23 protein-coding genes are annotated in these 18,433 nt (G+C 68.0%); 18 read left to right on the top strand and 5 right to left on the bottom strand.

Annotated features, from left to right (window positions below; genetic code table 11):
* The first annotated feature begins 85 nt into the window (after positions 1-85).
* Genes nadA through LQZ87_RS03695 form a run of 6 tightly spaced genes read left to right on the top strand, consistent with a single transcriptional unit; the run spans position 86 to position 6,658 of the window.
* Entirely contained in the window at positions 86-1,378 is a 1,293-nt protein-coding gene (gene nadA, locus LQZ87_RS03720; RefSeq protein ID WP_230102111.1) for a quinolinate synthase NadA, read from the top strand.
* The gene (gene nadB, locus LQZ87_RS03715) at positions 1,375-2,856 is read left to right on the top strand and encodes an L-aspartate oxidase (RefSeq protein ID WP_230102110.1); all 1,482 of its coding nucleotides are present in this window, start codon (positions 1,375-1,377) and stop codon (positions 2,854-2,856) included. Before nadA ends, nadB begins: the two co-directional genes overlap by 4 nt.
* Complete coding sequence (gene nadC, locus LQZ87_RS03710) at positions 2,856-3,707, top strand: carboxylating nicotinate-nucleotide diphosphorylase (protein ID WP_230102109.1); 852 nt, start codon at positions 2,856-2,858, stop codon at positions 3,705-3,707. The genes nadB and nadC overlap by 1 nt, the downstream gene beginning before the upstream one ends.
* A 2-nt stretch (positions 3,708-3,709) precedes the next feature.
* A complete protein-coding gene (locus LQZ87_RS03705; RefSeq protein ID WP_230102108.1) occupies positions 3,710-4,846 on the top strand; it encodes a cysteine desulfurase family protein in 1,137 nt (378 codons plus the stop codon).
* 59 nt (positions 4,847-4,905) lie between these two features.
* Positions 4,906-5,847: a glycosyltransferase family 2 protein gene (locus LQZ87_RS03700; protein WP_230102107.1), complete on the top strand. Its 942-nt coding sequence runs from the start codon at positions 4,906-4,908 to the stop codon at positions 5,845-5,847.
* Positions 5,848-5,884: 37 nt separating this feature from the next.
* The gene (locus LQZ87_RS03695) at positions 5,885-6,658 is read left to right on the top strand and encodes an SDR family oxidoreductase (RefSeq protein WP_230102106.1); all 774 of its coding nucleotides are present in this window, start codon (positions 5,885-5,887) and stop codon (positions 6,656-6,658) included.
* 27 nt (positions 6,659-6,685) lie between these two features.
* Here LQZ87_RS03695 and LQZ87_RS03690 read toward each other — a convergent pair whose 3' ends face one another.
* A complete protein-coding gene (locus LQZ87_RS03690) occupies positions 6,686-8,746 on the bottom strand; it encodes an ABC transporter ATP-binding protein (RefSeq protein ID WP_230102337.1) in 2,061 nt (686 codons plus the stop codon).
* Between the two features lie 225 nt (positions 8,747-8,971).
* On the opposite strand from LQZ87_RS03690, the gene LQZ87_RS03685 reads away from it, so the two are divergent.
* On the top strand, positions 8,972-10,381 hold the full coding sequence (locus LQZ87_RS03685; protein ID WP_230102336.1) for an MDR family MFS transporter: 1,410 nt from the start codon (positions 8,972-8,974) through the stop codon (positions 10,379-10,381).
* Positions 10,382-10,408: 27 nt separating this feature from the next.
* Here the strand turns inward: LQZ87_RS03685 and LQZ87_RS15215 are convergent, their stop codons facing one another.
* Positions 10,409-10,543 (bottom strand): hypothetical protein, encoded by a 135-nt coding sequence (locus tag LQZ87_RS15215; RefSeq protein ID WP_290368240.1) that lies wholly within the window; start codon positions 10,541-10,543, stop codon positions 10,409-10,411.
* A gap of 119 nt (positions 10,544-10,662) precedes the next feature.
* On the opposite strand from LQZ87_RS15215, the gene LQZ87_RS03680 reads away from it, so the two are divergent.
* Genes LQZ87_RS03680 through LQZ87_RS03670 form a run of 3 tightly spaced genes read left to right on the top strand, consistent with a single transcriptional unit; the run spans position 10,663 to position 12,246 of the window.
* On the top strand, positions 10,663-11,166 hold the full coding sequence (locus LQZ87_RS03680) for a DUF6328 family protein (RefSeq protein ID WP_230102105.1): 504 nt from the start codon (positions 10,663-10,665) through the stop codon (positions 11,164-11,166).
* 46 nt (positions 11,167-11,212) lie between these two features.
* Positions 11,213-11,788, top strand: coding sequence for a 1-acyl-sn-glycerol-3-phosphate acyltransferase (locus tag LQZ87_RS03675; protein WP_230102104.1), 576 nt, complete (start codon positions 11,213-11,215; stop codon positions 11,786-11,788).
* A 44-nt stretch (positions 11,789-11,832) separates the two neighbouring features.
* Positions 11,833-12,246: a GNAT family N-acetyltransferase gene (locus tag LQZ87_RS03670; RefSeq protein ID WP_230102335.1), complete on the top strand. Its 414-nt coding sequence runs from the start codon at positions 11,833-11,835 to the stop codon at positions 12,244-12,246.
* A gap of 57 nt (positions 12,247-12,303) precedes the next feature.
* Here LQZ87_RS03670 and LQZ87_RS03665 read toward each other — a convergent pair whose 3' ends face one another.
* The gene (locus tag LQZ87_RS03665; protein WP_230102334.1) at positions 12,304-12,759 is read right to left on the bottom strand and encodes an SRPBCC family protein; all 456 of its coding nucleotides are present in this window, start codon (positions 12,757-12,759) and stop codon (positions 12,304-12,306) included.
* Between the two features lie 218 nt (positions 12,760-12,977).
* Between LQZ87_RS03665 and LQZ87_RS03660 the strand changes: the two genes are divergently transcribed.
* From LQZ87_RS03660 to LQZ87_RS03645, 4 genes are all read left to right on the top strand, one after another.
* A complete protein-coding gene (locus tag LQZ87_RS03660) occupies positions 12,978-13,277 on the top strand; it encodes a Fe-S cluster assembly protein HesB (RefSeq protein ID WP_230102103.1) in 300 nt (99 codons plus the stop codon).
* 127 nt (positions 13,278-13,404) lie between these two features.
* Positions 13,405-13,575, top strand: coding sequence for a hypothetical protein (locus tag LQZ87_RS03655; RefSeq protein WP_230102102.1), 171 nt, complete (start codon positions 13,405-13,407; stop codon positions 13,573-13,575).
* Between the two features lie 41 nt (positions 13,576-13,616).
* Positions 13,617-14,165, top strand: coding sequence for a type 1 glutamine amidotransferase domain-containing protein (locus LQZ87_RS03650; RefSeq protein WP_290368239.1), 549 nt, complete (start codon positions 13,617-13,619; stop codon positions 14,163-14,165).
* Complete coding sequence (locus LQZ87_RS03645; RefSeq protein WP_230102101.1) at positions 14,165-14,554, top strand: ribonuclease inhibitor; 390 nt, start codon at positions 14,165-14,167, stop codon at positions 14,552-14,554. Before LQZ87_RS03650 ends, LQZ87_RS03645 begins: the two co-directional genes overlap by 1 nt.
* 15 nt (positions 14,555-14,569) lie before the next feature.
* On the opposite strand, the gene LQZ87_RS03640 is transcribed toward LQZ87_RS03645, so the two are convergent.
* Complete coding sequence (locus LQZ87_RS03640; protein ID WP_230102100.1) at positions 14,570-15,142, bottom strand: alpha/beta fold hydrolase; 573 nt, start codon at positions 15,140-15,142, stop codon at positions 14,570-14,572.
* Positions 15,143-15,291: 149 nt separating this feature from the next.
* Between LQZ87_RS03640 and arfB the strand changes: the two genes are divergently transcribed.
* On the top strand, positions 15,292-15,735 hold the full coding sequence (arfB, locus tag LQZ87_RS03635; protein ID WP_230102099.1) for an alternative ribosome rescue aminoacyl-tRNA hydrolase ArfB: 444 nt from the start codon (positions 15,292-15,294) through the stop codon (positions 15,733-15,735).
* 27 nt (positions 15,736-15,762) lie between these two features.
* Here the strand turns inward: arfB and LQZ87_RS03630 are convergent, their stop codons facing one another.
* Positions 15,763-16,320 (bottom strand): dihydrofolate reductase family protein, encoded by a 558-nt coding sequence (locus tag LQZ87_RS03630; protein ID WP_230102098.1) that lies wholly within the window; start codon positions 16,318-16,320, stop codon positions 15,763-15,765.
* 261 nt (positions 16,321-16,581) lie between these two features.
* On the opposite strand from LQZ87_RS03630, the gene LQZ87_RS03625 reads away from it, so the two are divergent.
* The 3 genes from LQZ87_RS03625 to LQZ87_RS03615 are packed head-to-tail and all read left to right on the top strand — an operon-like array spanning position 16,582 to position 18,428.
* Positions 16,582-16,767 (top strand): hypothetical protein, encoded by a 186-nt coding sequence (locus LQZ87_RS03625; protein WP_230102097.1) that lies wholly within the window; start codon positions 16,582-16,584, stop codon positions 16,765-16,767.
* 42 nt (positions 16,768-16,809) lie between these two features.
* Positions 16,810-18,075: a DUF6596 domain-containing protein gene (locus LQZ87_RS03620; RefSeq protein ID WP_230102096.1), complete on the top strand. Its 1,266-nt coding sequence runs from the start codon at positions 16,810-16,812 to the stop codon at positions 18,073-18,075.
* Positions 18,072-18,428 (top strand): YciI family protein, encoded by a 357-nt coding sequence (locus LQZ87_RS03615; protein ID WP_230102095.1) that lies wholly within the window; start codon positions 18,072-18,074, stop codon positions 18,426-18,428. The genes LQZ87_RS03620 and LQZ87_RS03615 overlap by 4 nt, the downstream gene beginning before the upstream one ends.
* Positions 18,429-18,433 lie beyond the last annotated feature (5 nt).

The raw sequence follows: 18,433 nt of genomic DNA, 5'->3' as shown, positions 1-18,433 counted from the left end.
CGCACCGCGAATTGCACTTATGGTCAGGTCGACATAATCTAATCCTGCACAGTAAGTGTCGATTCGACCATAAGGCGGCGCCCCGATGCCAACCTCGACCATTCGCATCACAGACCCCTCAGTCGACCACCTGATCCAGGCGGCGCCGGCTGACTCGTGCAGCACCGATCTGGCGGCGGGTCCTTGGATATTCGACACCGTGCCCGGCTACGGTCCCGGATCGTCGATGGGCGACGTCATCCCCACCGGCGCTCCCAGGCAGGGCGAGCTCCCCGCCGAGTACCGTGAGGCCGGCGAGGACGAGCTCGACTCCCGCATCCGCGCCGCCAAGGCCACGCTCGGCGACCGCGTCGTCGTGCTCGGGCACTTCTACCAGCGCGAAGAAGTCATGCAGCACGCCGACTACGTGGGCGACTCGTTCCAGCTCGCGAACGCCGCACTCGAGCATCCCGATGCGGAGGCGATCGTCTTCTGCGGCGTGCACTTCATGGCCGAGACCGCTGACCTCCTCTCGACCCCCGACCAGGCCGTGATCCTTCCGAACCTCGCCGCCGGCTGCTCGATGGCCGACATGGCCGACATCGACCAGGTCGAGGACTGCTGGGAGCAGCTCGCCGATGTCCTCGGCCCACTCGACCGCGTCGACGCCGACGGCCGTGTGCCCGTCATCCCGGTGACGTACATGAACTCGTCCGCCGCGATCAAGGGCTTCGTCGGCCGCCACGGCGGCATCGTCTGCACCTCGTCGAACGCCGAGACGGTGCTGGAATGGGCGTTCGAGCGCGGCCGGCGTGTTCTGTTCTTCCCCGATCAGCACCTCGGCAGGAACACCGCCAAGGCAATGGGCGTGCCGCTCGAGCGGATGCCGATGTGGAACCCTCGACGATCCCTCGGCGGGTCGTCGGCCGCCGACCTGGAGGATTCGAAGGTCATCCTGTGGCACGGCTTCTGCTCGGTGCACCGCCGGTTCACCGTCGCGCAGATCGACCAGGCGCGCGCCGAGCATCCTGATGTCCGCGTGATCGTGCACCCCGAGTGCCCGATGGAGGTCGTGGATGCCGCCGACGAGGCGGGCTCGACCGACTACATCCGTCGCGCGATCGGCGCAGCGACGACGCCGGCGGCCTTCGCGATCGGCACCGAGATCAATCTCGTGCGGCGGCTCGCGGCGCAGTTCCCGCAGCACGAGATCTTCTGCCTCGACCCGGTCGTCTGCCCGTGCTCGACGATGTACCGCATCCACCCGGGTTATCTCGCCTGGGTGCTCGAGGAGCTCGTCGCCGGTCGCGTCGTCAACCGGATCTCCGTGACGGCGGACGTCGCAGATCCCGCCCGTGTCGCCCTCGAGCGGATGCTGGCAGCGAAGCCGCGCGCATGAACGTCATCGTGGTCGGCTCCGGTCTTGCCGGGCTCACCGCCGCGCTGCACGCGATCGATGCGGGGCACCGGACGACTCTGATCACCAAGGATGCTCTCGGAAGCGGATGCACGGCGCTCGCGCAGGGCGGAGTGGCGGGTGTCTACGGCGACGGCGACTCCCCCGCGCTGCACGCGTCGGACACGCTCGCGGCCGGCGCTGGGCTGTCTGATGCCGCAGCTGTCGACGTTCTCGTGCAGGACGGATCGGCGCGCATCGCCGAGCTGATCGCTCATGGTGTCGCGTTCGATCGCGATGCCGACGGGATGCTGCTGCTGGGCCGCGAGGCCGCCCACACGCACGCACGCATCGTCCACGCGGGCGGAGATGCGACGGGTGCGGCGATCTCCCGCGCCTTGGTCTCGCACGTACGGTCGTCGAGCATCGAGGTGATCGAACGCGCGATGCTCGTGGATCTTCTCGCGCACGACGGTGCCGTGCGCGGCGTCAGCATCCTGCGGGGCGATGCCTGCACCGAGATCCATGCGGATGCCGTGATCCTCGCGACCGGCGGCGCAGGTCAGCTCTTCGCGCACACGACCAACCCGGTCGGAGCGACAGGCGACGGCATCGCTGCAGCGTTGCGGGCCGGGGCCGCCGTTGCGGATCTCGAGTTCGTCCAGTTCCACCCGACGGTTCTGGATGCCGGTGAGCCGTTCCTGATCTCGGAGGCCGTTCGGGGCGAGGACGCGACGCTCATCGACGACGAGGGCAGGCGGTTCGTCTTCGACGCGCATCCTGACGGCGAACTCGCCCCGCGGGACGTCGTCGCCCGTGCGGTGGCGCGACAGGCTGCGTCTCAGGGATCGCCGGTGCGGTTGGATGCGACGATGATCGGCGCCTCGCGTCTCGCCGAGCGGTTCCCGACGATCGACCGCGTCACACGGGAGCGGGGGTTCGACTGGTCGCGGGAGCCCATTCCGGTGACGCCGGCCGCGCACTACCTGATGGGCGGGGTGGTCACGGACCTCGACGGACGCACATCGGTGCCGGGGCTGTTCGCCGCCGGGGAGGTCGCCCGCACCGGGGTGCACGGAGCGAACCGCCTGGCGTCGAACTCGCTGCTCGAGGCCGCGGTCTTCGGAGCGCGAGCCGCGGATGCTGTGACGAGCAGCCTGTTCAGATCGCGAATCATGCCGGTATCCGCGGTTCTGAGCGGCGGAATTCGCGACCTGAACGTCGTTGGTTTCTCACGAAGCGCACTCCAGGACCTGATGTGGGACCACGTCGGGCTCCTCCGCACCCGCACCGGAATCGCCGAGGCTCTCGAGACGATCCGCGCGTGGCGCGCCGCCGCCCCGGCCCCGACCACCCGCACCGAGCACGAAGACGCCGACCTGCTCCTGGTCGCCGAGGCGATGGCATCCGCTGCCCTCGCGCGCACCGAGTCCGTCGGCGCGCACCATCTCGAACTCGAACCCGCCCTGATCGGAGCCTGATGCTCACCACCGCCACCCTCACCCGCGTCGTCGGTGCCGCTCTCGAAGAGGATTCGCCGTGGGGCGATCTCACGAGCACGACGCTGCTGCCGGCTGATCTCACGGCGACCGCCGACCTCACGGCGCGTGAGCCGGGCGTGTTCAGCGGCGGCGACGTCTTCTCGGCGGCGTTCGCCCTCACCGACCCGTCGCTCGCCGTTGACGTGCACGTCGGCGAGGGCGACGACTTCGCCCCTGGCGACGTGCTGGCATCCGTATCAGGACCGGCGCGCAGCATCCTGACGGCCGAGCGAGTCGCGCTGAACTTCACGCAGCGGATGAGCGGCATCGCCACGCTGACCGCGCAGTACGTGCGCGCCGTCCACGGCACCGGTGCGCGCATCGCAGACACCCGCAAGACCACGCCGGGGCTCCGCGCCTTCGAGCGGCACGCGGTCGTCTCGGGCGGCGGAAGCAACCACCGTTTCTCCCTGTCGGATGCCGTGATGGCCAAGGACAACCACCTCGCCGTGCTGACCTCAGCAGGCGGTGACCTCGCCCCGGCTCTGCGCGCGGCGCTGTCGAAGCTTCCGCACACCACGCACGTCGTGATCGAGGTCGACCGGCTCGATCAGATCGAGACCGTGCTCGCCGGGGGCGCGAACACGGTTCTGCTGGACAACTTCTCGCTCGACGACCTGCGCGCCGGCGTGGCTCTGATCGGTGACCGCGCGACGGTCGAGGCATCCGGAGGCGTGAATCTCGACACGGTGCGGGCGATCGCCGAGACCGGTGTCGGCATCATCTCGGTCGGCGCACTCACGCACTCGGCCCGCGCGCTCGATCTCGGCTTGGACGTGCGGATCGGCTGAGCATGCTCTATCTCGACCACGCGGCGACTTCCCCGGTCCGACCGGACGTTCTCGAGGCGATGCGCCCGTACCTCACCGGAGTGTTCGGCAACCCGTCCAGTCACCACACGGCCGGTGAGGCGGCGGCGAGCGCGCTCGAGGACGCCAGGGCGCGCGTCGCCCGAGTGCTGGGCATGCGGGCCGGCGATGTGATCTTCACGGCGGGCGGCACCGAGGCGAACAACCTCGCAGTGAAAGGCATCGTGCTGGCAGCTCTCGACCGCGGTCGTGCGCACCTGATCACCTCGCCGATCGAGCACGAGTCGATCCTCGAATCGGCGGCGTACCTGAAACGGTTCCATCGCGTCACAGTGACCATGGTCGACGTCGACGGCACGGGCCGCGTCTCTCCCGACTCGCTCGCTGCGGCGATGCGCGATGACACCTCACTGGTCTCGCTCGGCCATGCGAACAACGAGATCGGCACGGTGCAGGACGCCGTGTCCCTCGCCCGGATCGCGAAGGATGCCGGCGTCCCGTTCCACCTGGATGCCGTGCAGTCCGCCGGGTGGCTGCCGCTGGGTGAGCTCGGCGCCGATGCCGTCTCGATCGCGGGGCACAAGCTCGGCGCCCCCAAGGGCATCGGTGCTCTGGCGGTGCGCGGCCGGGTGCCGCTCGAGCCGCTGCTGCACGGCGGCGGACAGGAGCGGGGCCGCCGCTCTGGGACGGAGAACGTCGCGGGCGCAGTGGGACTCGCGGCGGCGCTGGAGCTCGCCGAGACCGAGCGTGCTTCGCGTGCCGCTTCCGTCGGCGCGCAGACCGCGCTGTTCATCGCCGGTGTACTCGCGAACGTACCGCAGGCTGCACTGACCGGCGATGCAGACCATCGGCTGCCGGGCACCGCGAGCTTCACGTTCGCCGGCACCAGCGGCGAAGCAGTGCTGCTGGAACTGGAGCGGCGCGGCGTGATCTCGTCGAGCGGCTCGGCATGCGCTGCGGGCAGCGATGAGCCCTCGCACGTGCTGCTGGCGTGCGGAGTCGCCCCGGAGGTCGCGCAGACCTCGGTGCGGTTCACGTTCGGTAGAGAACCGCTGCCGGAGGACGCGCCCGAGCGCCTCGCCGCCCTCGTGGCGGATGCCGTCGGGGCGGTCTGCGGGTGAGGGATGAGGCTTCGACCCGGGGCGGGCCGAGGCCGACCTCGACCGAATAGGCTCGACGAGTGCCAGACCCGATCGTCACGCTCATCGTCCCCGGCCGCGACATCGAGTCGTTCGCGCCGGCGGCGATCGCCTCGCTGCAGGCTCAGACCGAACCCCGCTGGCGCGCCGTCCTCATCGACGACGGGTCGGTGGATGCCACGGGCGACGTGTTCGCGGATGCCGCGGCATCCGACTCCCGGTTCACGGTTCTGCGCCACGAGGCGTCCCGCGGCCTCGGCGCTGCTCGCAACGTCGGACTCGACCTCGTCGACACTCCCCTGCTCGGATTCCTGGACGGCGACGACGAGCTCACCCCGACCGCACTCGCGCGTCTGACGGGGACGCTGCTCGAGACCGGCAGCGATTTCGTCGCCGGCGCCTATGTGCGCTCCCGTCTTCGCGGTGGTTCATACTCGCCAGGACGCGTGCAGCCCTGGACCGTCGCAGCCACAGCCCCCGAGCGCCGGCGCACGAGCATCTTCGAGCACCCGGCTGCTTCGGCGAACATCGTCGCCTGGTCGAAGATCAGTCGTACGGACTTCTGGGCCGATCTGCGATTCCCCGAGGACGTCGCCTATGAGGACCAGGTCGTCGCCCAGCGGATGTACACGCGGGCGACGGCGTTCGATGTCATCCCGGATGTCGTCGTCAACTGGCGCCTCCGCGCCGATGGCACCTCGATCACGCAGAGCAGGTCGCGGCTGCCCGTGCTGCGCGACTACCTCGAGGCTCTCCGCGGCGGCATCCGCGTGCTTCACGAAGCGGGTGCGATCGCTGCCGTCATCGCGCGGCTCGACCTCATCCTCGCGATGGACGTCCCTCCTCTCCAGGCCATCGCGGCCACTCACGACGACCCGGGATACAGGGCCGCGCTCACGGAGTTCCTCGACGATCTGACGTCCCTGCCCGAGTACGCTGAAGCGCGACCCGATCCGAGCATCGCGGCCGCGCTGGCATGGTGAATCCGACGAGGCGCGCAGTCTGCGCGAAGGGAGTCCGATGAATCCATACCTGGCCGAGCTGTTCTCGCTCGAGGGCCGCACGGCGGTGGTCACCGGCGGAAGCTCCGGCATCGGGCGCGGCATCGCCACCGCGCTCGCGCGTGCAGGAGCATCCGTCGTCATCGTCGCGCGCGGGCGCGAACGCATCGACGAGACCGTCACCGAGCTGTCGGCGTTCGGCGCGCGGACTGCCGGAGTCGTGGGCGACCTCAGCACCCGCGACGGCATCCACGCCGCCGCGGAGGACGCGACGACGCCGTTCGGCGAGCCGGACATCCTCGTGAACTCGGCCGGCATCAACATCCGCCCGCCGTTCGCGGAGATCACCGAGTCCGACTGGGACGCCACCATGACCGTGAATGCGCTGGCACCGTTCCTGCTCGGGCAGCGGTACGCACGGGGCATGGCCGAGCGCGGGTACGGGCGGCTCATCCACATCAGTTCTCAGCAGGCACACCGCGCTTTCGTCGGCAGCGGCGTGTACGGCGCATCGAAGGGCGCAGTGGAGTCCCTGATGCGGTCGGAGGCCGAGGCCTGGGGCCATCGCGGCGTCACCAGCAACACGCTCGTGCCCGGCTTCGTGCTCACGCCGCTGAATGCGCGGCTGCAGGACGACCAGGCGAAGGTCGCCGAGCTCGCCGACCGGACGATGATCGGCCGCAACGGCCTGCCGGACGATTTCGCCTCAGCAGCGGTCTTCCTGGCCGGGGCGGGTTCGGCCTATGTCACCGGCCATTCCCTGTTCGTCGACGGCGGCATGTCGGCGCACTGAGAGCCGCCCGCATGAGCCGGCCGCGACTCACCCCTCGGCCGGGTAGACGCGCTGGTCCGTGCCCTGTCCGTCCAGCAGCGGTACCGACGCGGTGAGCGTGTTCACGGCATCCTCTGCGACTGAGCCGTCGGGCGCGCGATCCGCCCGCCGATCGGCGAACGCCGCCATGAGACCACCGGAGGCGCCCTGCTCGATCTCCGCCTCGGTGTTCAGAATCTGGGATGCGGCGACCTGCTGAGCCGCGAGCTCGGCGTACAGCCCCCCGGCCGCGAGCAGCTCCGCGTGTGTGCCCGACTCGACGATCCTCCCGGCTTCGAGGACGTGGATGACATCCGCACCCATCACCGTCGACAGGCGATGCGCGATCGACAGCACCGTCCGTCCCCTGGCGGCCTCGTCCAGGGCCTCCTGCACGACCCGCTCGGACACGGTGTCCAGGGCGCTCGTGGCCTCGTCGAGCAGCAGCACAGGCGGGTCCTTCAGGAGCACCCTGGCGATCGCGATGCGCTGCTTCTCTCCTCCGGAGAGCCGGTAGCCGCGTTCGCCGACGATCGTGTCGTAGCCGCGCTCGAATCCGGCGATGATGTGGTGGATGTTGGCCGCCTGGCAGGCCGCGATCAGCTCATCCTCCGTGGCGCCGGGCTTGGCGTAGAGCAGGTTCTCGCGGATCGTCGCATGGAACAGGTACGTCTCCTGCGACACGATGCCGACGTCATCGATGATCGACTCCTGCGTCAGCGTTCGCACATCGGCGCCGGCGAACAGCACCGAGCCGCCGTGGGCCTCGTAGAGCCGGGGCGCGAGGTACAGCACCGTCGTCTTGCCGGCACCGGACGGTCCGACGAACGCGACGTGCTGACCGGGGTCGGCTGTGAACGAGACTCCCTGCAGCGTCGGCCGGGTGTCGGGTGCGGCATCCGGGTATCGGAAGACGACGTCCTGGAACTCGAGGCGTCCACGAGGCCCTGTCGCCTGCGACACCGCGATGGCATCCGGGGCGTCCTCGATCTCGGGCACCAGGTCGAGGTACTCGAAGATGCGCGCGAACAGTGCGGACGACGTCTGCAGATCGAGCGATACGCGCATGAGACCCATCAGCGGCATCAGCAGTCGCGCCTGCACCGTGGTGAACGCGACGACGGTTCCGGCGGTGATGGCGCCCTCGCCGCCCGCGATGAGGTATCCGGCCACGAGATAGATGACGGCGGGGACGGATGCCATCAGCACCTGCACGACGGCGAAGAAGCCCTGACCGCTCATGGCCCGCCGTACCTGCAGCGTCACCTGGTTGCGGTTCTCCGACTGGTACCGGTCGGACTCCGTCCGCTGTCTGTTGAACGACTTCGACAGCAGCATCCCCGAGACGCTCAGGGTCTCCTGCGTGATCGAGGTGAGCTCTGACAGCGACTCCTGCGTCTCCCCCGCGATCCGAGCGCGCACCTGTCCGACCTTGCGCTGCACGACGATGAGGAACGGCATCAGCACGACCGCGATCAGCGTCAGCCTCCAATCGATGAGGATCATCGCGACGAGCGACGCGATCACCGTCACGACATTGCCCAGGATGCTTGTGACCGTGTTCGTCAGCACTCCGGATACCCCGCCGACGTCGTTCTGCAGACGCGACTGGATCACGCCGGTCTTGGTCCGGGTGAAGAATCCGAGCTCCATGGCCTGCAGGTGCTCGAACAGCCGAACACGCAGGTCTCCGGTGACGCTGTTGCCGACCGTCGAGGTCAGCCACGTCTGCGCGACGCCGAGCACGGCGGAGAAGAGGAACAGCCCGACCATGGCGAGGACGAGGCGGATGAGCAGTCCGATCTCGGGGTTGCCGCCGTCTGTCGGGAAGAGAGCGTCATCGAAGATGCGCTGCACGATGAGCGGCGGGATCACCGCGATGGCGGCACCGGCGATCACGAGGATGCCGGTGACGATGATGCGGCCGAGGTAGGGCCGGAACAGCGCCACGACTCGCCTGCCGAGGCCGTCGATCCTGGGCGCCTGCGCGTTCAGCTTCTTCTGCGCGGCCTCGTCGACACCCCGGAATCCGCCGCCACCGCCGCCGCGTCCGCCGCCCATTCCACCCATGCTCATGCGCTCAGCCTAAACCGCCGAAAAAATGTGGCGGCGACGGGAATGCGGAGCATCCTCAGGGGGTTATCCTGGAACGTCGCGCACGAGCGGATGCCAGATCTGTCGGCTCCGCGCCCGGCCTTCCCGCCCACCCCATGCCGTTGAGGAGACGTTTTGGCCACCACTTCCACCGGTTCTGTTCCTGTCGTCAAGGCCGCGCCCGTCATCGCGCCCTCCGACATGCGCGTCATCTGGCTGCTGCTCGTCGCCGCGTTCGTCGCGATCCTCAACGAGACGACGATGGGGATCGCGATCCCGCACTTGAACACCGACCTCGGCATCCCGCCCGAGCTCGGTCAGTGGCTCACGAGCGCGTTCATGCTCACGATGGCCGTCGTCATCCCCACGACCGGCTTCCTGCTGCAGCGCTTCACGACGCGTCAGATCTTCATCGCCGCGATGAGCGCGTTCACACTCGGCACCCTCGTCTGCCTGCTCGCACCCGGATTCACGGTGCTCCTCGTCGGACGCGTCATCCAGGCCGGCGGTACGGGCATCATGATGCCGCTGCTCATGACGACCATGATGAACGTCGTCCCACCGCAGTCGCGAGGTCGGATGATGGGCCGGGTCGGCCTCGTCATCTCGCTCGCGCCCGCGATCGGCCCGACGCTCGCCGGCGCCGTCCTCGACGCGTTCAACTGGCGCGTGCTGTTCGCCATCGTCCTCCCGATCGCGATCATCGCCCTGGCGATGGGTGCCAAGTGGATGACGAACCTCGGCGAGACCCGCAACGCCCCGATCGATGTCCTCTCGATCGTGCTGTCCGCCTTCGGCTTCGGCGGCGTCGTCTACGGCCTGAGCCAGTTCGGCGGCGAGAGCGCATCAGGCGGTGCGACGATCGGCATCGTCTCACTCGCCGTCGGCGCCATCGCCCTCGCCCTGTTCGTGTGGCGGCAGCTCGTGCTGCAGCGTGTCGATGACGCCCTGCTGGATCTGCGCGTGTTCCGCACCGGCAACTACACGGTCGCGGTGATCGTCATGGCGATCCTCGCGCTGTCGATGTTCGGCACGCTCACCCTGCTGCCGCAGTACCTGCAGAACGTCGCCGGCCTCGATCCGCTCCAGGCCGGTCTGATCCTGCTGCCCGGCTCCGTGCTGATGGGCCTGCTCGGACCGCTCATGGGCCGCATCTACGACGCACGCGGTACGCGGACGCTTCTCGTACCAGGAACGATCATGGTCTCGGCCGCGCTGTTCTTCTACTCGACCGTCGGAGAGCACACCGAGTGGTGGATGCTCGTGATCGCGCAGACCGTGATGTCGGTCGGACTCGCGATGTCGTTCACCCCGCTGTTCTCGTCGTCGCTTGGTTCGCTGCGTCGACACCTGTACTCGCACGGTTCTGCCGCGCTGAACACGATTCAGCAGGTCGCCGGCGCTGCCGGTGTCGCCCTGCTGACGGTGACGTACTCGTCGATCCTGCATGCAGGCGAGCACGAGGGTCTCGACACCGCGGTCGCCGGCGCACCGGGCGCGCGTATGGCGTTCCTGATCGCCGCGATCATCTCGCTCGGCGCGGTCGTTCTCAGTGCTTTCGTCCGCAAGCCTGCAGACGACGTCGACGGTGAGTTCGTCGGCGGGCACTGACCGCTGACGGGGTCGACGGGTTCTGCGTCAGAGCGAGCAGCACCCGTCGGCGCCGCAGCATCCACCCGCGTTCGTCTCACCCAGAAGGTTGAGGCCGGCGGGCGCGGCGAGCGGCTGCGCGTCCTGCGTGGCGGCCGCCTGCGTGGTCTGCGATGAAGTCATGCCTCCATGCTACGCCGGAATGCCGGAACCGGCCCCGTCATCCTGGGCAGTCGCGGACGCGCTGCCCGACGCCGTCAAGGGTCTGGACAGGACCGTCCTCGTCTGACCAGACTCGGCACATGGACCACGACGCCCCCACCGAGGACGCCCTGAGCGAAGACGGCCGCGATGAGACGGCGAACGAGCGCGCCGACCGCAACTGGGATGAGCTCATGCAAGAGCTGCGGGTCATGCAGACCGGCACTCAGGTGCTTTCGGGGTTCCTGCTGGCCGTGGCGTTTCAGCCGAGATTCACGGAGCTGGATCCGCTGCAGGTGGGGTTGTACCTGGTTCTGGTGGGTCTCGCCGCGCTGGCCACTATTCTCGCGCTCGCCCCTGTGGGGATGCACCGCTCGCTGTTCGGCAGGCGACGCAAGCCCGAGCTCGTGCGAATCGCAGCACGACTCGTCAAGGCGAATCTCGTGGTCGTCGGCATCCTGAGCGTCGGGGTGACGGTGCTGGTCGTCGATTTCGCGCTCGACCGCACGGTCTCGGTCGTCGTCCTCATCGTCGGCGCCGTCGTGGTGCTGAGCCTGTGGCTCGTTCTGCCGCTGTTGATCGGGCGCGGACGGCAGCAGTCCTGAGCTCCCCATGCCCGATCACGCATACCGCGTGTCCTACGGTGGGAGGATGCTGCGACGACTCATCGCCCGCGCTTTCTGGGCTGTCAGCCGTTGGAAGCTCGTCGGCGAATCGGCCCCTGACCGCCCGACCGTGTTCGTGGGTGCTCCGCACACGTCGAACTGGGATTTCATCCTCATGCTCGCGATCGCCTGGCGGCTCGGCGTCGACATCCGCTGGCTCGGCAAGAAGAGCCTGTTCGCCGGCTGGCGCGCACCGCTGATGCGCAGACTCGGGGGGATCCCGGTCGATCGGGCGGACGCGAGCAGGGTGGTCGACGATGTCGTCGCGCTCGCTCGCGCCGGGGAGGTCTTCGGTCTCGTGATCACTCCTGACGGCACGCGCGGCAGCAACGACTACTGGAAATCGGGTTTCTACCGCATCGCGCGCGACGCCGGGATGCCGGTGACGCTGTGCTTCGTTGATCGCACGACGATGACGACAGGACTCGGCCCGACGTTCGAGCTGACCGGCGATGTGCGTGCCGACATGGACCGGATCCGCGCGTTCTATGCGGATAAGTCCGGGTTTCGACCCGAGCGGCGCAGCGAACCCCGTCTGCGCGAAGAGGAGCCGCGTCCGTGAACCTCACGATCGACCCCATCTCACCGGATGACGCCGGTGAGATCATGACCGTGCAACGCGCGGCTTTCGTGTCGGAAGCCCTCATCTACGGCGACGCTGACATGCCGCCGCTGACGCAGACGCTCGAACAGGTGCGCGCGGAGATCGCCGAGAACTCCGGCTGGGTCGCTCGTGTGGACTCCCGACTCGTCGGGGTCATCCGCGCAGTGCAGGACGGTGATCTGCTGCTCATCGGGCGCATAGCGATCGCGCCGGACATGCAGGGCGAGGGCATCGGCCGCGCCCTGCTCGAGGCGACTGAGAAGGCCAGCTCGGCGAACGAGGCCGAGCTGTTCACCGGCAGTCTGAGCGAAGCGAACATCCGTCTGTACGAATCGTGCGGCTACGTCGAGACGCACCGTGTTCCTCAGGGTGACGGAATCGAGCAGGTGTTCCTGCGCAAGCGGCTGCGCAGCTGACCGCGAAGTCGCAAGAGCCCCGAGGGTGGGGATCCCCCGAAGCTCTCGCGGGCTCTCTCAGGCTTCGACGTCACCGCGCCATGCGCCGGTCTCCGACCCGCGCGCTTCGATGAACTCCTTGAAGTTCTGAAGATCCTTCTTCACTGCGTGAGATCCGACGCCGAGCATCGACCCGGCCTTCTCGACGAAGCCTTCGGGCTCCCAGTCGATCTGGACGGTCACGCGCGTGGACGCGTCGTCGAGCTTGTGGAACGTGACTGCGCCGGCGTGTTCGGTCTCGCCACCCGTGCTCGTCCAGGCGACGCGCTCGTCCGGGTGCTGCTCGGTGATGACGGCGTCGAACTCCCGCTCCGTGCCGCCGACCTTCACCTTCCAGTGCGTGTTCGTGTCGTCGACCTGCGTCAGGGAGACGACCTCTTCGAGGAACTCCGGAAAGCTCTCGAACTGGGTCCACTGGTCGTACGCCGCGCGAACGGGAACCTCGACGTCCACGGTCTCGATGATCTGCACCATGTTCTGCTCCTCTGTCTCGGTGTTCTCGGTATCGATGCCAGTCAGCCCGGCCGACTGTCCATGGCACAGGGGGTTGACACGATCGAGAAGCCCGATGCACCTGGACATGAGAGGTTCCTCCGAATCCTGAGCTGAGCTTGAAGACGACGGCAGGGTGCGGAATCGTGGCCCGGACATGTTCTGACCGGAGCATGTCCGCAAAACGGAAGGAGAGCGCTGTGCTCACCCTGACCGAGAATGCAGATGCCGTCGTCACCACGATCGTCGGCCGAGAGGATGCCGGTGCAGAGGCGGGACTGCGCATCCAGACCGCGGAGGGGCAGGGACCGAACGGCGAAGCACGTTTCGCCGTTCACGTCGTGCCCACTCCCGAGCCCGCCGATGTCGTCGTCGAAGGACCGGCGAGCCGAGTCTTCCTGGAGGACACCGCCGCCGAGGCCCTCTCGGACAAGGTGCTCGACGCCGGGGTGGACGACCAAGGCGCAGTGAGCTTCACGATCCTGCCGCAGCCGGCGTGACGATGTGAGAAGTACGAGAAGGTGGGGTGCTCCGGCATCCCACCTTCTTTGTCCTCGCACGTCAAGCCCCTCGTGGGATCCGCGCGATCTGCACCAGTATGGGGCCATCGAACGGAAGGGAGACATCATGTCCGATCCGAAGGACCCGGAAGACGAGCAAGTCACCGACGCGCCCGCAGAGAACACTCGAGACGACAGTGACGGTTTCGAGCCCATCACCCCCGACGGCGTGCGGACGGGAACCCCGGCCGTCCCCGACCCAAAGGATTCGCAGAACCCGCCGCCTCGGCGCCTGTGACGCCGAACCGTCCGCGAGACCATCACGAACGAGGAGAGATCATGGCAGAGCTTGATGGCAAGACGGTGGCGTTCCTGCTCACCGACGGATTCGAAGACAGTGAACTGACCAGCCCCTGGGGTGCGGTGATGGACGCAGGAGCACGCGCTCGACTGATCTCACCCGCCGACCAGACCGTGACCGGCAAGAACGGACACGAGCAGAAGGTCGACCAGGACGTCGCGGATGCAGATGCGTCCGACTTCGACGCCCTCGTGCTGCCCGGTGGCGTCGTGAATGCCGATCATCTTCGGATGGATCGGGATGCCGTGGCGTTCGCCAAAGCGTTCTTCGAGGCGCACAAGCCGGTGTCGGTGATCTGCCATGGCGCCTGGATCCTCATCGAGGCCGATGTCGTCCGCGGGCGCACGCTGACCAGTTACCCGAGCCTGCGAACCGACCTGCGCAACGCTGGGGCCACCTGGGTCGATCGGCAGGTGGCGGTCGACAGCGGACTCGTGTCCAGCCGCACCCCCGATGATCTGCCGGCGTTCAACTCCAAGACGATCGAGGAGATCGGCGAAGGGTCGCACGCCGGTCAGCACCCCTGATGACCGAATATCGCCTGGACGGGTCAGGGATCAACGGGATCTCCGACCTCTACGAACAGTTCAACCGCGAGTTCATGCGCGATGAGGATTGGCGGATGGGCGCGAGCCTGGACGCGCTGAACGACATCCTGTACCGCCTGGATGCCGAGTCGCGCGACGGGGAGCCCGTGGTCGTCGTATGGCGCGACCATTCGCGCAGCCGGGAGGTGCTCGGGTTCGACGAGACGCAGAGATGGCTACTCGGCAAGCTCGCCCAGCCGGGAACGTTCAACGAGGCCCGGCTCATGGCAGACCTGGACGCGCTGCGCGCTGGAAAGGGCAAGACCTACTTCGAGATCGTGCTCGAGGTGTTCGCCGATCACCCGCTCATCGACCTGCGGCTGCAGTAGGCGCCGGGGGCCGGGTCAGTCCCAGTCGAGATACTCCTCGATGATGACGGCCGTCTCGATCGGGTGCGTCACCGGGAAGAAGTGATCCGCGCCCTCGAGGTTCTTCACACTGGCCCGCTCAGGGGCGGTCGCCTGGAGTCGCTCGCCGTTCGTCGGCGGAGTGACGGTGTCTTCCGATCCCTGCACGATGAGGACGGGGATGGCGGGGGCGAGCGGGGCGTCGTCGTCTTCAGCGCCGAGCAGCAGCAACCCGTTGACGCGGTCGGTGTGCGTGGCGGCGAACGCGCGTGCGACGGTGCCGCCGAAGCCATGGCCACCGATCCACGTGTCGTCCAGGCCGAGATCGTCGATCAGCGCGAGGACGTCATCGATCTGCTCGGCGGCGGCAGCGGGTTCCGCACCTTCGGCCTGCAGGCCGACGCGGACGACGTGGAACCCGGCCTCCTCGGCGAGATAGTGCGCGACGACGCCGAGACCATCGCTTTCGAGGTCGCGCACCGTCACGAGGACGAGGGAGACGGGCCCCTCCCCCTCGACGACGAACGGCACGGCACGGCCTTCCGGCTCGAAGATGCTCTGCTGAGTCACGGTGGTCGGGCCTCCTGAGTACGACGGTTCTTCCGCCACCAGTCTAGATGTCGGTGTGCGGTCGCCGACGAGCGCGGATCGGGCCTGTGCGGATCGGGCCTGTGCGGATCGGGCCTGTATCGATCAGACCTGTGCGGCAGACTAGTTCCATGGATGATCTGCGCGTGCCGCCGGGCCCGGGCGCGCCGCACGGTCTCCGCATTCCGGATGTCGAACTGATCGAACAGTTCACCCGTGCGTCCGGCCCTGGAGGTCAGGGAGTCAACACGACCGATTCGCGCGTGCAGCTGAGCATCGATCTGGGCAGCACGACGGCATTGGACGACATCCAGCGGACGCGCGTCATCTCCCGGCTCGGAGGACGCCTCGTGGGAACAGTGCTCACGATCACCGCCGCCGAGCACCGTTCGCAGCGCCAGAACCGCCTGGCTGCGAGAGAGCGACTCTCGGATCTTCTTCGTGAGGCCGTCGCACCCGCCGTCGCACGACGATCGACGAGGCCGACCGGCGGATCCCGACGACGGCGGCTCGAGGGCAAACGGCGCCGCGCGGAGACGAAGGCGGGGCGCAAGCGACCTGGTTCGTCCGACTGACTCGCGTTGTTCTCTGCGGTCTTGGCGTCAAGCAGCCCGTCGGTAGTGCATTGCGACGGCACCGTTGCTGAGCGGCTCGGCTGAGACCAGAGCGAGACGGCGCGTCGCCGGCAGCCCGCCCTCGTGAAGCCTCGGGCCGTGACCTGCGATCATCGGGTGCACGAGGAACTTGTACTCGTCGATGAGGTCCAACCGGTCGAGCTCCGCCGCCAGCCTGCCGCTGCCGACGAGCACTCCTTCAGGCGTTCGTTCCTTGAGTCCTCGCACCGTCGCGCTCAGCTCGCCGGCAAGGTGGTGGCTGTTGGTCCAGGGGAAGTCACTTCGAGTCGTCGACACGACGTACTTCGGCTTGGCCTCGAGCTTGAGCGCCCACTCGCGCAACGCCAACGGTGCATCGACCTCGCCGCGGGCGATCTGCGGCCAGGAGCTCTCCATCATCTCGTAGGTGGTGCGGCCCCACAGCATCGCGCCGGACTCATCCATGAGACGCGTGAAGTAGGCGTGCGTCTCGTCGTCGGCGATCCCCTCGCGGTGATCGACGCAGCCGTCCAGGGTGACGTTCATGCTGAAAGTCAGAGCACTCATGCGGTGATTCTAAGCGCCGGGCGTCTGGACGTCATCGGCCGACGGCTGCTCATCGCCGTCACGCACGCATTCGAACTCCAGTCCCGCCCGTTTGGCGAGTGGGCTGTCGCAAGCGTGAGCGACACCGGCCATCTGTGCGTTAGGGGTGTGCGCCGCCGCGCGGCACAACCCGTCAAGCCGGTGTCGAAATGAGCCGCGCCCGTTCGTGGTCCTGATAGCCGGGATGCAACGATTTCGGCCCGATCAGGAAGGGCCTCCTCCATGTATATCGATCCGATGTTGACGATCACCTACCTCCAGGCCGAGATCCAGCGGGCCGTGGTCGAGGCGGAGCGGCGTCGCGTTGCCGCTGAACGCAAGGCAGCCGCCAAGGCCGAGGGGCCGCTGCGAAAGTCTTCCGATCGCACACCGATCCGAAGGATTTTCCGGAAGACTGTCGCAAGCTGAACGGCCCGCTCGGAGAGCAGATGCAGCGAGGAGATGATGACCATGCCGGAGCCCCGGGACGACACTCGGGATGTCGCGACGGTGATCACGCGCACGCATCGCGAGGAGTGGGCGCGGATCGTCGCGGGACTCACGCGGCGGTTCGGAGATCTCGACCTGGCCGAGGAGATGACCGCGGAGGCGTTCGCGACCGCCGTCGAGCATTGGCCGGCACACGGCATACCGCCGAACCCTGCCGGGTGGGTGACCACGACAGCGAATCGCAGGGCGATCGATCGGCTGCGACGGGAGGCGCGTCGAGACGAGAAGCATTGGGAGGCGCTGCGGCTGCATGATCCGGAACCCTCCGCCCCGACCGGCGCCATCGAGGATGATCGACTTCGGCTGCTGTTCATCTGCTGCCATCCGGCGCTCTCGCTCGACGCGCGCGTCGCGCTCACCTTGAGGATCGTCGGCGGGCTCACCGTCGCCGAGATCGCCCACGCATTCCTCGTGCAGGACGCGACCATGGGTCAGCGGATCAGCCGGGCGAAGGCGAAGATCAAGGCGGCCGGCATCCCCTTCGCGATCCCGGCGGCGGAGGACCTCCCCGCGCGCATCGAGGCCGTCCTCGTGGTGCTGTACCTCGTCTTCAACGAGGGATACCTCGCTTCCGGTCCCGACACGCCCGCGATCCGGCGCGAGCTGACCGCCGAGGGGATCCGCCTCACCCGGCTCGCACATGGACTCCGGCCTGACGATGCCGAGGTGGCCGGTCTGCTCGCGTTGATGCTGCTCACCGACGCCCGCTCTCAGGCCCGCGTCTCGGCCGACGGTGAGCTGGTGCGGCTCGATGAGCAGGATCGTGGGTCCTGGGACCGAGAGCTGATCGCTGAGGGGCTGCAATTGCTCGGATCACGGGATGCTGATGAGCCCTTCGGCAGGTACCGGCTGCTCGCGGAGATCAATGCCGCCCACGTCATCGCCCCGCATCCGCGTGACACCGACTGGGCGCGCATCGCGAGCCTCTACTCCCGGCTCGAGGAGATCGACCCGAGTCCACTCGTCACCCTCAACAAGGCCATCGCGCTCTCCGAGCACGACTCACCCGACCTCGCTCTCGCAATCATCGATCGACTCGCCGACAAGCTCGACGGTCACCACGCCTTCCACGTCACCCGTGCGGAACTGCTGCGCGCGACCGGCCGCTCCGCTGACGCCCGAGCGGCCTATGACCGCGCAATCGATCTGGCCGGGAACACCGCCGAGACTGCTCACCTCATCCGCCGACGAAATCAGCTCGCACCATCGAATGGAGAACTCTCATGAGCGGCAAGTACCTCGTCATCCACATGTCCGACCCCACCGGCACCGATCTGACCCGGGCCGAGGACCAGGCGATGCTCGAACGCTGGGCTGCCGAGGGCGAAGCGGCGGGACGTCTCGGCGAGGGGGCACCCGTCGCGGGTCCCGAGCAGGCGAAGTCCGTCGTCGTCCGTGACGGCCGACCCCTGATCACCGACGGCCCGTTCCCAGAGTTCAAGGAGTGGTTCGCCGGCTACGACCTCATCACCGCCGATTCGATCGACGAAGCCGCCGAGTACATGACGAGGCATCCCGTCGCGACCCTCGGCCGCATCTACATCCTGCCGCAGGTGAGGCTGCCGTGGGATGAGGAGTGACCGGC

The sequence above is a fragment of the Microbacterium sp. Bi121 genome, from assembly GCF_918698005.1.
Lineage (GTDB): Bacteria > Actinomycetota > Actinomycetes > Actinomycetales > Microbacteriaceae > Microbacterium.
The sequence above is the reverse complement of the archived record's forward strand: the minus strand, read 5'-3'. Positions and strand labels throughout refer to the sequence as shown.